This window comes from Klebsiella sp. D-Nf1 (assembly GCF_002810515.1).
Classification (GTDB): domain Bacteria; phylum Pseudomonadota; class Gammaproteobacteria; order Enterobacterales; family Enterobacteriaceae; genus Klebsiella; species Klebsiella variicola.
This window is the reverse complement of sequence record NZ_PIOK01000002.1, coordinates 176040-190162: the sequence shown is the minus strand read 5'-3', so window position 1 is coordinate 190162 and position 14123 is coordinate 176040. Positions and strand designations below refer to the sequence as shown.

The 14123-nt window shown below is 58.6% G+C and carries 15 protein-coding genes and 1 riboswitch; of the genes, 6 read left to right on the top strand and 9 right to left on the bottom strand.

The window, feature by feature from the left end:
* Positions 1 to 17 precede the first annotated feature (17 nt).
* From yqiA to nudF, 4 genes are read right to left on the bottom strand one after another with little or no spacing between them, the layout of a single operon-like run.
* On the bottom strand, positions 18 to 593 hold the full coding sequence (gene yqiA, locus CWM54_RS10885) for an esterase YqiA (protein ID WP_061153292.1): 576 nt from the start codon (positions 591 to 593) through the stop codon (positions 18 to 20).
* Complete coding sequence (gene cpdA, locus CWM54_RS10880; RefSeq protein WP_100697067.1) at positions 593 to 1420, bottom strand: 3',5'-cyclic-AMP phosphodiesterase; 828 nt, start codon at positions 1418 to 1420, stop codon at positions 593 to 595. The genes yqiA and cpdA overlap by 1 nt, the downstream gene beginning before the upstream one ends.
* Positions 1421 to 1444: 24 nt before the next feature.
* Positions 1445 to 1867 (bottom strand): DUF1249 family protein, encoded by a 423-nt coding sequence (locus CWM54_RS10875; RefSeq protein ID WP_002916847.1) that lies wholly within the window; start codon positions 1865 to 1867, stop codon positions 1445 to 1447.
* Positions 1864 to 2496 carry an ADP-ribose diphosphatase gene (gene nudF / locus CWM54_RS10870; protein WP_061153290.1) on the bottom strand — a complete coding sequence of 211 codons (633 nt, stop codon included), beginning with the start codon at positions 2494 to 2496 and terminating at the stop codon, positions 1864 to 1866. The genes CWM54_RS10875 and nudF overlap by 4 nt, the downstream gene beginning before the upstream one ends.
* A 196-nt stretch (positions 2497 to 2692) precedes the next feature.
* Between nudF and tolC the strand changes: the two genes are divergently transcribed.
* From tolC to CWM54_RS10855, 3 genes are all read left to right on the top strand, one after another.
* Positions 2693 to 4162 (top strand): outer membrane channel protein TolC, encoded by a 1470-nt coding sequence (gene tolC, locus CWM54_RS10865; protein WP_061153289.1) that lies wholly within the window; start codon positions 2693 to 2695, stop codon positions 4160 to 4162.
* Positions 4163 to 4330: 168 nt separating this feature from the next.
* Positions 4331 to 5002 (top strand): DUF1190 family protein, encoded by a 672-nt coding sequence (locus CWM54_RS10860; protein WP_100697065.1) that lies wholly within the window; start codon positions 4331 to 4333, stop codon positions 5000 to 5002.
* A gap of 5 nt (positions 5003 to 5007) precedes the next feature.
* Entirely contained in the window at positions 5008 to 6168 is a 1161-nt protein-coding gene (locus CWM54_RS10855; protein ID WP_061153287.1) for a glutathionylspermidine synthase family protein, read from the top strand.
* 45 nt (positions 6169 to 6213) lie between these two features.
* On the opposite strand, the gene ygiD is transcribed toward CWM54_RS10855, so the two are convergent.
* Positions 6214 to 7005 carry a 4,5-DOPA dioxygenase extradiol gene (gene ygiD / locus CWM54_RS10850; protein ID WP_100697063.1) on the bottom strand — a complete coding sequence of 264 codons (792 nt, stop codon included), beginning with the start codon at positions 7003 to 7005 and terminating at the stop codon, positions 6214 to 6216.
* Between the two features lie 186 nt (positions 7006 to 7191).
* Here ygiD and zupT point away from each other — a divergent pair, with 186 nt between their 5' ends.
* Positions 7192 to 7962 (top strand): zinc transporter ZupT, encoded by a 771-nt coding sequence (gene zupT / locus CWM54_RS10845; protein WP_061153285.1) that lies wholly within the window; start codon positions 7192 to 7194, stop codon positions 7960 to 7962.
* A 61-nt stretch (positions 7963 to 8023) separates the two neighbouring features.
* Here the strand turns inward: zupT and ribB are convergent, their stop codons facing one another.
* Positions 8024 to 8677, bottom strand: a complete 654-nt coding sequence (ribB, locus tag CWM54_RS10840; RefSeq protein ID WP_061153284.1) for a 3,4-dihydroxy-2-butanone-4-phosphate synthase — start codon at positions 8675 to 8677, stop codon at positions 8024 to 8026.
* A 105-nt stretch (positions 8678 to 8782) separates the two neighbouring features.
* Positions 8783 to 8934: riboswitch (FMN riboswitch) on the bottom strand.
* Between the two features lie 120 nt (positions 8935 to 9054).
* Here ribB and ubiK point away from each other — a divergent pair.
* Positions 9055 to 9327, top strand: a complete 273-nt coding sequence (ubiK, locus tag CWM54_RS10835) for a ubiquinone biosynthesis accessory factor UbiK (RefSeq protein WP_002916856.1) — start codon at positions 9055 to 9057, stop codon at positions 9325 to 9327.
* 35 nt (positions 9328 to 9362) lie between these two features.
* On the opposite strand, the gene glgS is transcribed toward ubiK, so the two are convergent.
* Positions 9363 to 9560, bottom strand: a complete 198-nt coding sequence (glgS, locus tag CWM54_RS10830; protein ID WP_004205248.1) for a cell surface composition regulator GlgS — start codon at positions 9558 to 9560, stop codon at positions 9363 to 9365.
* On the opposite strand from glgS, the gene CWM54_RS28565 reads away from it, so the two are divergent.
* Positions 9552 to 9701 carry a hypothetical protein gene (locus CWM54_RS28565; RefSeq protein WP_165785921.1) on the top strand — a complete coding sequence of 50 codons (150 nt, stop codon included), beginning with the start codon at positions 9552 to 9554 and terminating at the stop codon, positions 9699 to 9701. The genes glgS and CWM54_RS28565 overlap by 9 nt on opposite strands.
* Positions 9702 to 9778: 77 nt before the next feature.
* Here the strand turns inward: CWM54_RS28565 and hldE are convergent, their stop codons facing one another.
* On the bottom strand, positions 9779 to 11212 hold the full coding sequence (gene hldE, locus CWM54_RS10825; RefSeq protein ID WP_008806524.1) for a bifunctional D-glycero-beta-D-manno-heptose-7-phosphate kinase/D-glycero-beta-D-manno-heptose 1-phosphate adenylyltransferase HldE: 1434 nt from the start codon (positions 11210 to 11212) through the stop codon (positions 9779 to 9781).
* A 58-nt stretch (positions 11213 to 11270) separates the two neighbouring features.
* Positions 11271 to 14108, bottom strand: coding sequence for a bifunctional [glutamate--ammonia ligase]-adenylyl-L-tyrosine phosphorylase/[glutamate--ammonia-ligase] adenylyltransferase (glnE, locus tag CWM54_RS10820; protein ID WP_165785920.1), 2838 nt, complete (start codon positions 14106 to 14108; stop codon positions 11271 to 11273).
* Between the last annotated feature and the right edge of the window lie 15 nt (positions 14109 to 14123).

The following is a 14123-nucleotide window of genomic DNA, read 5'->3' as shown; positions in this document are numbered from 1 at the left end:
AGGTCGTTCAGGGCCGTTTAGCACAGGCCGAGAAATTCGATAATCTGAGTGAAATGATCGTCAAAGCCGACAAATGCGTGATTACCGCCCTCCTCCACCGTTTGCCGGCAGGAGGCGTAGTAATGAACGGCCTGGCGGTAATCAAGCACTTCATCCCCGGTCTGCTGCAGCAACCAGAGTAAATCCGGCGCTTCAAGCGGGTCGATTTGCATGACTTTGAGATCGTAAATATGGCGAGACTCTAGCACATATTGCTGCCCGGTGTATGGATTCTCATTGTGGCCGAGAAAATTGTTCAGCAGTTCAAACGGGCGCACCGCCGGGTTGACGACCACTGCCGGCACCATAAAGCACTGCGACAGCCAGGTCGCGTAGTAGCCGCCCAGCGACGACCCCACAACCCCGAGTGGCTCGCCGCCATGCTCCAGCACAATAGATTCCAGCAGCTCTGCCGTTTCAGCCGGATAAGGCGGCAGCTCCGGTACCACCATGGTGATGTCGGGGTGCTGCTGCGACAGCCAGGTGTTTAACGCCATCGCCTTCGCCGAGCGCGGGGAACTGTTAAAGCCGTGCAGATAAAGAAGCGTCGCCATCAGTAGCCTTCTGAAGCTATATCCGGGTGGAACTCGGCGCCTTCCAGGCGGCACACTTCGGTGGTCAACGTCCCATCAGGGTGCAGCTCCAGCCAGCGCCAGCCGGGTGAGACGGTATCCAGAGTGAAATTGGCGCAGTGCGGTTTGAACTGAACGCAGGTCGACGGCGTCGCCATCATGCGCCGGCCATTCCAGTCCAGATCCAGCTCCTGATGAATATGGCCGCACAGCAGATGCCTCACCCGCGGCCAGGCGCTCAGCGCGCGGTCCAGCGCGCCAGCGTTGCGCAGGCTGTGCTGATCCAGCCAGCTGCAACCAGCAGGCAGCGGATGGTGGTGCAGCAGGAGTAAGGTATAACGCTCCGGCGCTTCCGACAGCTTGTGTTCGAGCCACTCCAGCTGGAAGTCGCTCAGCTCGCCATGGGGAACGCCAAATACCTGGCTGTCCAGCAGCAGGATCTGCCAGTGGTCGCCGAGAAACACACGTTTGGCGGGTGAAATGCCTGACTCCTGCAGCGTACTGTACATCGCCGGCTGGAAATCATGGTTACCCGGTAGCCAGACGCAGGGTGCAGCAAAACTCGCGATACCCTCAGCAAAATGCTGATAGGCCGCGGAGGAGTGGTCCTGCGCCAGATCGCCTGTTGCGACAATCAGATCACATGGACGCTGTGAGGCATGAATAGCCGACAGTACGGCCTGATAACTTTCCCAGGTATTAATGCCTAACAACGTTTCATGTTTTTCAGCAAACAGGTGAGTATCAGTAATTTGTAAGATCCTGACTCTGGCCTCACCAGCCAGAGGTAGGTTTAACAGGCTTTCCAAATGGTGTCCTTAGGTTTAACGACGCTAACAAACCGGAATCGCCATCGCTCCATGTGCTAAACAGTAACGCAGCCAGTCGGCCAGAAACTGGTTAATTTGATGCTTTTCGTCGCGTTGATGCAACTTTTTATTAGGATAATCATACCGCGCTTTGAAGCGAAAGATCTGCTGACTCGAACACACTTCGGCTACCATGGCATCATGGTAGAGGCGAACGGTCATGGATGGCAGGCTCCAGTAGCTCACCGCAGGCAGAGTCTGTTCTATCGCCACCAGAGTAGTGTAGCGGGTCGATTCAACTATCGTTAACCGATACTGCGCGCTTCCCACCTGATAGCTTACCTTCTCACCCGCTGCATCCGTTCGCGGCAACAGGCGGCGCAACTGCGCGAAGTTGGTCTCGCACAGGCGCATCATCTCAGGGAAGTCAGGTGTATAACGCTTCATTTTGTCCACTCGTTTCGTAAATTGTGATAATGCAATTGCAGCCATTGCAAGGCGATGACAGAGGCTGCGTTATCGATTTTCCCCTCTTCTACCCACTGGTAAGCCTGTTCCCGGCTCACCACATGCACCCGAATATCCTCGTTTTCCTCGGCCAGGCCGTGAATGCCTTTTGCCGTGGATGCATCAACTTCTCCCACCAGGATCGATAACCGTTCGCTGGTGCCGCCAGGGCTGGCCAGATAGCTTAATATTGGTTTCGTCCGCCCGACTTCAAGTCCGGCCTCCTCCAGCGCTTCACGACGGGCAACGTCTTCCACCGTTTCCCCCTCTTCGATCATGCCAGCGACCATTTCGAGCAGCCACGGGCTCTCGCTGGTATCATAGGCGGCGATACGGATTTGTTCGACGAGCACCACTTCGTCCCGCACCGGGTCAAAGGGTAGCAAGACGGCGGCATGCCCGCGCTCAAAAATTTCACGGGTGACTTCGTCGCTCATGCCGCCGTTAAACAGACGGTGGCGAAAACGGTATAAATCGAGCGAAAAAAAACCACGATACAGCGTTTCGCGTGCAATAATTTCTACATCATTTTTGAAGAAGGTAATTCCCTGCTGAATGGGTTTGCTCATTGTCATGTCCTGCGAATCCGAAATTAGGGATTTCCAGACCGTTTGGCTACCGTTTTACGGTCCGTATGTTAGATTGGTGCAAATTACCGCCGGATGGCACGTAACGCCAACTTTTTACGGCGGCAGAATCGATACAATCAGCGGAATTTTTCTTAGAATTAGACCAGCGCTAAATGCTTCACAACAAGGAATGCAAATGAAGAAATTGCTCCCCATTCTTATCGGCCTGAGCCTGACCGGGTTCAGCGCCATGAGCCAGGCGGAAAACCTGCTTCAGGTTTACCAGCAGGCGCGCATCAGCAACCCCGATCTGCGTAAATCGGCAGCCGATCGTGACGCCGCGTTCGAAAAGATCAATGAAGCGCGCAGTCCATTACTGCCTCAGCTTGGGCTGGGAGCGGATTATACCTATAACAATGGCTATCGCGACAACAACGGCGTCAACTCTAACGTCACCAGCGGCTCGCTGCAGTTAACGCAGGTTCTGTTTGATATGTCGAAATGGCGCGCCCTGACGCTGCAGGAAAAAACGGCAGGGATTCAGGATGTCACGTATCAGACCGATCAGCAAACGCTGATTCTGAATACCGCGACGGCCTATTTCAAAGTGCTGGCCGCCATCGACACGCTCTCCTATACCGAAGCGCAGAAACAGGCTATTTACCGTCAGTTGGATCAAACCACGCAGCGCTTTAACGTAGGCCTGGTGGCAATCACCGACGTGCAGAACGCCCGTTCACAATACGACGCCGTGCTGGCGAACGAAGTCACCGCGCGTAACGATCTCGACAACGCCGTCGAAGGACTGCGCCAGGTCACCGGTAACTACTACCCGGAGCTGGCCTCGCTGAACGTGAACGGCTTCAAAACCAACAAGCCGCAGACAGTCAACGCTCTGCTGAAGGAAGCGGAGAACCGCAACCTGTCGCTGCTGCAGGCGCGTCTGAGCCAGGACCTGGCTCGCGAGCAGATTCGCCAGGCGCAGGACGGTCATTTGCCGACCCTGAACCTTTCCGCCTCTACCGGCGTCTCGAATACGCGTTACAACGGTTCAAAAACCAATACCCCACTCGCCTACAACGACAGCGACGTTGGGCAGAACCAAATCGGCCTGAACTTCTCTCTGCCACTGTATCAGGGCGGCGCGGTGACCTCACAGGTCAAACAGGCGCAGTACAACTTCGTTGGCGCCAGCGAGCAGCTGGAAAGCGCCCACCGCAGCGTCGTGCAAACGGTCCGCTCTTCGTTTAACAACGTGAATGCCTCCATCAGCAGCATCAACGCCTACAAACAGGCGGTGGTCTCTGCGCAAAGCTCCCTGGATGCAATGGAAGCAGGCTACTCGGTGGGTACGCGTACCATCGTTGACGTCCTCGACGCCACCACCACGCTGTATAACGCCAAGCAGCAGCTCTCTAATGCGCGCTATAACTACCTGATCAACGAGCTGAATATCAAGTCGGCGTTAGGTACTCTGAACGAGCAGGATCTGGTGGCGCTGAACAACACGCTGGGCAAACCGATCCCCACCTCCGCGGACAGCGTCGCGCCGGAAAATCCGCAGCAGGATGCCACCGCCGATGGCTATGGCAACACCACCGCAGCGGTGAAACCGGCGTCCACGCGGACGACGCAGACCAGCAGCAGCAATCCGTTCCGTCAGTAATTCGCATTACTGTGACGCGCATCGCCTGTCCGTCGGACAGGCGATGCGTTAAACGTAAGGCAACGTAAAGATCCCCCGCTTATCGCCCCTCTTCGCTTCATTTTCCACCACTCATCCTCTATCCTGAGCGTTAACACACGCCATACCACTGGGTCCTGGAAGACAAATATGAAACGGACAAAAAAAATTAATCACTCGTCATTCCGCAAAAGCTGGAGCGCACGTCATCTGACGCCGGTCGCGCTGGCCGTCACCGCGGTTTTTATGCTTGCCGGTTGTGAAAAAAGCGACGAAACGGTATCGCTGTACCAGAACGCTGATGACTGCTCCGCCGCTAACCCGGGCAAAGCAGCTGAGTGCACCACGGCCTACACCAACGCGGTAAAAGAAGCCGAACGCACCGCGCCGAAATATGCCACCCGTGAAGACTGCGTCGCCGAGTTTGGCGAAGGCCAGTGCCAGCAGACGCCAGCCCAGGCGGGCGTCGCCCCGGAAAATCAGGCGCAGGCGCAAAGCAGCGGCAGCTTCTGGATGCCGCTGATGGCCGGCTATATGATGGGCCGCCTGATGGGCGGCGGCATGGCGCAACAGCAACCGCTGTTCAGCTCGAAAAATCCGGCCAGCCCGGCTTATGGTCAGTACACCGACGCCAGCGGCAAGAACTATGGCGCCGCCCAGCCAGGGCGCACCATGAACGTGCCGAAAACCGCGATGGCGCCGAAGCCGGCCACCACCACCACCGTGACCCGCGGAGGTTTCGGCGAGTCGGTGGCGAAGCAGTCGTCCATGCAGCGTAGCGCCGCAGGCTCAACGTCCTCTTCTCGCTCGATGGGTGGCTAACTCACATGGAAAGAGTCAGTATTACTGAGCGCCCGGACTGGCGCGAGAAAGCGACCGAGTACGGCTTCAACTTCCACACCATGTACGGCGAGCCCTACTGGAGCGAAGAGGCTTATTACAAGCTGACCCTCGCACAGGTGGAAAAGCTGGAGGAAGTCACCGCCGAGCTGCATCAAATGTGTCTCCAGGTGGTGGAGAAAGTGATCGCCAGCGATGAGCTGATGGCCAAATTCCGCATCCCTAAACACACCTGGGGCTTTGTGCGCCAGTCGTGGAAAACCAACCAGCCGTCGCTCTACTCGCGTCTCGACCTGGCCTGGGATGGCGTTGGCGAACCGAAGTTGCTGGAGAACAATGCCGACACCCCGACCTCGCTGTATGAAGCGGCCTTCTTCCAGTGGATCTGGCTGGAAGACCAGCTCAACGCTGGCAAGCTACCAGCGGGCAGTGACCAGTTCAACAGCTTGCAGGAAAAGCTCATCGAGCGCTTCGGCGAGCTGCGCGAGCAGTTTGGCTTCCAGCTGCTGCATATGGCCTGCTGCCGCGATACCGTTGAAGATCGCGGCACCGTGCAGTACCTGCAGGACTGCGCCGCCGAAGCTGGCCTGGCGACGGAATTCCTCTACATCGAAGATATTGGCCTTGGCGAAAAAGGCCAGTTTACCGATCTGCAGGATCAGGTGATTGGTAACCTGTTCAAGCTCTATCCGTGGGAGTTTATGCTGCGGGAGATGTTCTCCACCAAGCTGGAAGACGCCGGCGTCCGCTGGCTGGAGCCAGCATGGAAAAGCATTATCTCCAACAAAGCGTTGCTGCCGATGCTGTGGGAAATGTTCCCCAATCACCCGAATCTGCTGGCGGCCTACTTCAGCGAAGATGCCCACCCGGAGATGGAGAAGTACGTCATTAAGCCGATCTTCTCCCGTGAAGGGGCCAACGTCTCCATTGTTGAGCAGGGCAAGGTCGTGGAGTCGGTGGAAGGTCCGTACGGGGAAGAAGGGACCATCGTGCAGGAGTTTTACCCCCTGCCGAAGTTTGGTGACAGCTACACGCTGATTGGCAGCTGGCTCATCAACGATCAGCCCGCCGGGATCGGCATTCGCGAAGATCGGGCGCTGATCACCCAGGATCTGTCGCGCTTCTATCCGCACATTTTCGTCGAATAATGTCGCGCTCCGGCGACGATACCGCCGCCGGAGCACAATATCTTATCAGGCGCCCACCACCACCGACAGCATACTCAGCGAGCCCATCTCGATGCCATCGACCGGGATCGTAATCGCTTCAACACCATCCCACGCACCCAGGGCATACAGCAGCGGCAGAAAATGCTCCGCCGTTGGGTTGGAGAGCGATCCCCCCTCATGCGCCAGGTAGTTAACCAGCGGGTGCTGCTCGTCCGGCCCCTGCCATTGCAGATTCGCCTTCACGTAGTTATTGAAGGACTCTGCCCATGGGTACGGCGTGTTCTCGCCATGCCAGCGGGCGGTGCGCAGGTTATGCACCACGTTGCCGCTGGCCACCAGCATAATGCCTTCATCACGCAGCGAGGCCAGCTTCCGCCCCATTTCGAGATGCCAGGCCGGCGGTTTGGTGCTGTCGATGCTCAACTGAACCATCGGGATATCCGCCTGCGGATACATTTTAATCAGCACGCCCCACGAGCCATGGTCAAATCCCCAGGCTTCTTTATCGAGAGTGACCGGCACTGGCGAGAGCAGCTCCACCAGGCGTTGTGCCAGCGCCGGAGAGCCCGGCGCCGGATAATGGGTGTCATACAACGCCTGCGGGAAACCGCCGAAGTCGTGAATGGTCTTCGGGGCTTCCATCGCCGTCACGCCCGTACCGCGCGTAAACCAGTGCGCAGAGACCACCACAATCGCCTTCGGACGCGGCAGGGTTTCGCCCAGATGAGCCCAGGCGCGAGTATAAATGTTGTCTTCCAGCACGTTCATTGGGCTGCCATGGCCGAGAAACAACGCGGGCATTCGGGTACGGGACATGATGATATCCTTAGGGTGTCAATGTGATGTGCTCACATTACGCGCTTTTGCGCCAGGATAAACTCAGATAACCATGATGATGATCGTCAGAAAATTTGAATGTAATTCGCGGTAAAGGGACGTGTCCCGTACGCGCATCCTCAGGCAATATACTCATATGCACTTATTTTCACAGGGAGAGTAGCGATGTCATCACCCTTAATATTGACGCTGTTAGCCGGTAGCGCAACCTTTATTGGCGCCATATTTGGCGTGATTGGTCAGAAACCCTCTAACCGTCTGCTTGGCTTCTCCCTCGGCTTTGCCGCCGGGATCATGCTATTGATTTCGTTGATGGAAATGCTGCCTGCCGCGCTGGCCGCAGAAGGCATGTCGCCGCTACTCGGTTACGGGATGTTTGTCATCGGCCTGCTGGGCTATTTTGGCCTTGACCGCCTGCTGCCGCACGCCCACCCGCAGGATCTGATGACCCCCGCCACGCCGCGCCCGCGTAATTTACGTCGCACCGCTATTCTGCTGACGCTGGGTATCAGCCTGCATAACTTCCCGGAAGGGATCGCCACCTATGTCACTGCCAGCAACAACCTGGAACTCGGCATGGGCGTGGCCCTCGCCGTTGCCCTGCACAATATTCCTGAAGGACTGGCCGTTGCCGGGCCAGTGTATGCCGCCACCGGTTCGCGCAGCAAAGCGGTACTCTGGGCCGGGCTTTCCGGCATGGCGGAAATTTTGGGCGGCGTGCTGGCGTGGTTGATTCTGGGCAGCCTGGTCTCGCCGCTGGTGATGGGCGCGATCATGGCCGCCGTGGCCGGGATTATGGTGGCACTGTCCGTCGATGAACTGATGCCGCTGGCGAAAGAGATCGATCCGCAAAGCAACCCAAGCTATGGCGTTCTGTGCGGGATGTCGGTGATGGGACTGAGCCTGGTGGTACTCCAGACGATGGGCATCGGTTAAGGCGCAGAAACAACACAGCCCACTAAAAAGTGGGCTGTGCTCAGGCGTAGCGAACCACTATTTAGCTGGCTTTACGCTCATGTTCGCGACGATAGGCCACCAGATCTTCAATCGTGACCACCGCCATATTATGCTGCTGAGCGAACTTGATGCACTCCGGCGCGCGCGCCATGGTGCCATCGTCATTGGTCAGCTCGCACAGCACGCCTGCCGGTTTAAAGCCAGCCAGGGTCACGAGATCGATAGTGGCTTCGGTGTGGCCGCCGCGGGTCAGTACGCCACCCGGCTGCGCACGCAGCGGGAAGACGTGGCCTGGACGGTTGAGATCGGAAGGTTTCGCGCCGTCGGCGATGGCCGCGCGGACGGTGGTCACACGGTCGGCAGCGGAGACGCCGGTGGTCACACCTTCGGCCGCTTCGATGGTCACGGTAAAGCCGGTGCCGTAGGCGCTGGTGTTGTTCTCCACCATCATCGGCAGATCCAGCTGTTTGCGGCGATCGTCGGTCAGGCACAGGCACACAATGCCGCTGCCGTGACGAATGGTCAGCGCCATCTGCTCAACGGTCATGGTTTCGGCGGCGAAGATCATATCGCCTTCGTTTTCACGGTCTTCATCATCAAGCACCATCACGCCGCGGCCTTCGCGCAGGGCGTCCAAAGCGTGTTCCACACGTTCAAAAGCGGTACCAAAAGAAGAAAGGAGCGTCTGATTCATGGTAAAAAAACCTCATTAAAATTATGGTTACCAGAATCAGGGCAGTCTTAGGAGCGCCGGTTTAGCGGCAAAAGTCAACGCGAGCGGGCCTGGGCCCGACTGTGCCGTTACTCTCTCCCATCCGGACTTTAACCGTCGGCCCCGGAATTACACCGGATCTGCTGACCTTCCCGTAGTCACGGGAAGCGCTCGCGGGCTTTCAACGCAATGGTTGATTTACCGCCGGTGGGGAATTTCGCCCCGCCCTGAGAATAAGCGAGATAACTATAACGCTATTGACTATCCTCGGCAATGCATAAGCTTCAAACATTTCTGGTTTATAGGCGGCCTGGTTCGCACTACAATGATCAATCATCCGACCCGAGCAGGAAACCACCATGATTGACCCGAAAAAAATTGAACAAATCGCCCGCCAGGTCCATGAGTCGATGCCAAAAGGACTTCGCGATCTGGGTGAGGATGTTGAGAAGAAAATCCGCCAGGCGCTGCAGTCGCAGCTGACCCGCCTGGATCTGGTCAGCCGTGAAGAGTTTGACGTACAGACTCAGGTTTTGCTGCGGACCCGCGAAAAACTGGCGCTGCTGGAGCAGCGTCTGAATGACCTCGAAAACCGCCCGGCAGCGACGCCTGGCAGCGAAGAGCAGCAGTAAAAAACGGGCCCCTGGGGGCCCGTTTTGCGTTTGGCTTAGTGTGCGGCTTCCGCCGGGCTGTTCACCTGACGACAGTAAAGTTCATAACGCTGGCAAAACCATTCACGATGCTCTTCATCCATATTGCCGACAATGGCCTGAAGATCAACTGGCTGGCCTTGCGCGTGCATTCTGGCGAAACTCCGCGCCAAAAAATCAAAATTCTTCATTGAATACATATCGTTATGGTTCATGCGCATACTCCTTCAGCGGTGGATGTTCTGATCAGTCATATGCCTTTTACTTACTTCAGTATTTACGCTCACCTTAACGCCATTTGTACGAAAAATGCGCTTAACATGATTATTTATTGCGCTAAATCATTTTCCACATGATTAAATAAAAACGGCCCGCGATATCTCTATCGCGGGCCGTGATGCTTCACCGTACAAGCCGGCGAATAGCGGAAAGCTTATTTGTCGCTATCTTTTTGTATTTTCTTAATAATATTGGTGGTCGAGCAGCCATCTTCAAAGTTGAGCACCAGCACTTCGCCGCCGTTAGCCCAGACCTCTTCGCTGCCGGCGATCTGTTCCGGCTTATAATCGCCGCCTTTGACCAGCAGGTCCGGCAGGATGCCGGCAATCAGTCGCTGCGGGGTATCTTCCTCGAAGGAGACCACCCAGTCGACGGCCTCCAGCGCCCCCAGCACGATCATCCGCTGCTCCAGCGGGTTCACCGGGCGGGTTTCGCCTTTCAGACGTTTGGTTGAGGCATCGCTGTTAACCGCCACGATCAGACGGTCGCCCAGCTTGCGCGCATTCGCCAGATAGGAGACATGGCCGGCATGCAGAATGTCGAAGACCCCGTTGGTCATCACCACTTTCTCGCCGCGCTTGCGCGCCGCCGCAACCGCCTGTTTGAGTTCCTCTTCGCTCATCACGCCAAAGCCGGTCTCAGCCCGGCCACGAACCGCGTTTTCCAGCTCGACAGGGGAAACGGTGGAGGTCCCCAGCTTGCCGACCACCACGCCCGCCGCGGCGTTAGCGAAATAGCAGGCCTCTTCCAGGGTGTTGCCGGACGCCAGGGTCGCCGCCAGCACGCCAATCACCGTGTCGCCGGCGCCGGTCACGTCGTACACTTCCTGTGCCTGGGTCGGCATATGCAGCGGCGGACGCCCCGGCTGCAGCAGCGTCATCCCCTGCTCAGAACGCGTCACCAGCAGCGCCGACAGTTCAAATTCAGCGATGAGCTTCATGCCGCGTTCAACGATCTCCGCTTCATCCTGACACTTGCCCACCACCGCTTCAAACTCAGAGAGGTTCGGGGTGAGCAGCGTCGCGCCGCGGTAGCGTTCGAAATCGGTGCCTTTCGGATCGATCAGCACCGGCACACCCGCTTCACGTGCGAGCGCGATCATGGTCTGGACGCTGGTCAGCGCCCCTTTGGCGTAGTCCGAGAGGACCAGCGCGCCAATGGATCCCAGCGCCTGCTGAATGCGCTCGTGCATCGGCTGCGGATCCACGCCGGAGAAGCCCTCTTCAAAGTCGAGGCGGATCAGCTGCTGATTACGCGACAGCACCCGCAGCTTGGTGATGGTCGGGTGAGTCGGAACGGAGACGAAGTCGCACTTCACATTCACATTGGCCAGCGCCTGGCTCAGCGCGCGGGCAGCGTCATCAATCCCGGTCAATCCCACCAGGCGCGATGTTGCCCCCAGGGAGGCGATGTTCATCGCTACGTTTGCCGCGCCGCCAGGACGTTCTTCGATATTTTCCACCTTCACCACCGGCACCGGGGCTTCCGGGGAAATACGACTGGTGGGGCCGTACCAGTAGCGGTCCAGCATCACATCACCCACCACCAACACTCCTGCACGTTCAAACTCCGGCAGCGTTACTTTCATGACTCTCTCCTGCGAGACGCAAACTTTGCGCGCGATAATAGCACACCCGATTTTATAGTTAAGCCATCAGCCACTTCTGCCAGCTGGCGCTGACCTGCTCACGCTCCCGGCTGAAGGCCTCTGGCGCCACGTGTCCCGGCAGCTCCTGCAGGGCCAGATGATGGAGCGCATCACGCAAGGTGGTGTACGCATGCGTTAAGGCGCGCGCCTCCTCCTCGTCCATGATGTCGTTCTGCGCCAGCAGCTCGAGAATACGCACGTTATCAGACCAGCGGGTCAGCTTCGGCTTGTCGCTGGCATAGCGTAGGACCAGATACTGGGTAATAAATTCAATATCCGTGATCCCACCGGCATCGGCTTTGATATCAAAACGATCGGGATGCTTGTTGCCAAGGTGAGCGCGCATCTTCTCGCGCATCTCGCGAACCTCGGTCTGCAGGGTGGCGCCCTCCCGCGGGGTGGTCAGGATATCGCGACGAATGGCGTCAAAGCGCGCCTGCAGCGCCGGGTCGCCATAGACCACGCGGGCACGCACCAGCGCCTGATGTTCCCACGTCCAGGCTTCGTTCTGCTGATAGTCAGCAAACGCGTCGGCGGTGGTGACCAGCATCCCCGCCGCGCCAGAAGGGCGCAGCCTGGCGTCCACTTCGTAGAGAATACCGGACGAGGTACGGGTGCTGAACAGATGCATGATCCGCTGGGCCAGCCGCAGGTAGAACTGACGGCCGTCGATCTCCCGCTCGCCGTCGGTCATCACCTCCGCCGGGCAGTCATGGAGGAACACCAGATCGAGATCGGAGCTGTAGCCCAGCTCCCAACCGCCGAGCTTACCGTAGCCGACGACGGCAAAGCCGCGCCCCTGGCGATCGTGCAGGTGGGTCGGCTGGCCATAGCGGGCCACCATCTGCCCCCATGCCTGCTGCACCACCGCATCGAGGATCGCTTCGGCAAGCCAGGTTAAGTGATCGCTGACCTTCATCACCGGCAGGGTGCCAGCGATATCCGCCGCCGCGATATGCAGCTGCTGCGCCTGCTTAAACTGGCGCAACGCCTCCAGCTGCTGCTCTTCATCCTCTTCCGGCACGCGCAGCAGGTACTGGCGCAGCTCGTCGCGATAGGCATCGGTCGCCGTCGGCTGATAGAGGGTGTTGGGATCCAGCAGCTCATCCAGCAGCAGCGGGTGGCGCGCCAGCTGGCTGGCGACCATCGGCGACGCCGCGCAGAGCGTGATCAGGTGCTTCAGCGCGCCGGGGTATTCGCTCAGCAGCTCAAGATAAGTGGTGCGGGTGACGATGCCGGTCAACAGCGGCGTGATCCGCGCCAGAGGCAGCGGCGCATCGGCACGCGAGCAGATTTCGCTCAGCAGATGCGGCATCAGTTGATCCAGCACCTGGCGGCCGCGCGGGCCGATGGTGCGCCGATCCAGCTCTTTGCGGAAATCGGCAATCAGCGCCAGCACGCTGCGGCGGTCGGTATCGTTTAAATGCGCCAGCGCCGGGCTGGTGTCATCTTCTTCCAGCGCATCCTGCCACAGCTCGCGCCAGTACTCGGCCAGTTGCTCATCCGGGGACTGATCCTCATCATCGCCGATCAGTTCATTAAACACTCGCCGCACGTTGGCCATCTGGCTCGCCAGCTGCGCGCTCAGCGTCTCCCAGTCTTCGGTATGCATCCCCCACGCCAGCCTGGCGCGGTTGAGGTCATCCTGCGGCAGAGTCTGGGTCTGCTCATCGTTGATGCTTTGCAACAGGTTTTCCAGCCGGCGCAGGAACAGATAAGCCTCGCGCAGCAGCGCCGCGTCGCCTTCCGGCAGCAGATGTAGCTCATCAATCGCCGCCAGCGTCGGCAGCAGGGCGCGCTGTTGCAGCGCAGGTTCGCGACCACCGCGGATCAGCTGAAAGACCTGAACGATAAACTCAATTTCGCGGATCCCGCCGGCGCCGAGCTTGATGTTATCTTTCAGCCCGCGGCGCCGCACTTCGCGGGCGATCATGCCTTTCATGTTACGCAGCGACTGGATCACACTGAAGTCGATATAGCGGCGGAAGACGAAGGGACGGAGCATCGCGCGCAGCTCGCTGGCGTACACGCCGTCGTTATCTCCCATGATCCGCGCTTTCACCATCGCATAGCGTTCCCAGTCCCGACCCTGCTCCTGGTAATAATCTTCAAGCGCCGCAAAGCTGAGCACCAGCGGTCCACTGTCGCCAAACGGCCGCAGGCGCATGTCAACCCGATAGACAAAGCCGTCCTGCGTTGGCTGGTCAAGGGCCTTGATCAGCCGCTGCCCCAGACGGGTAAAGAACTGGGCGTTATCCAGCTCGCGGCGGCCGCCGCGGGTGGCGCCATGCTCAGGCCAGGCAAAGATCAGATCGATATCGGAAGAGAAGTTCAGCTCGCCGCCGCCCAGCTTTCCCATCCCGAGGATCAGCAGCGGCTGCGGCTGGCCCTCGGCATTGCATGGCGTTCCCCACTCCTTACAGCAGGCGGCGTACAGCCAGTCACGGGCGGCGACAATCAGGGTCTCCGCCAGCGCGCTCAGCTGCTGCAGAGTCTCTTCTTCGCTCACCAGCGACAGCGCCTGCGCCCAGGCGATGCGGACCATCATCTGGCGGCGGAAGAGACGCAGCTCTCGCATCAACCCCGCTTCGTCAGTGACGGCCTGCAGGCGATCCTGCAGCCAGGCCTCGTAATGCCGCCACTCTTCCGCCTCCGGCGAGGAGTCCGCAAGCTCATTCAGCCAGCCCGGCTGGGCGATCACACTCTGTTCGACAAAATCGCTGAACGCCATTACCGACCTGGCCTGTGGGCTCAGTTCGGCAACGGGAAAATCCGCTGGCAGACGGTCAGCGACCGTCTGCCAGTGCTGCTGTAATTGCGGAGAAAGCGGCATCATAAGGGCTCCCTGGCC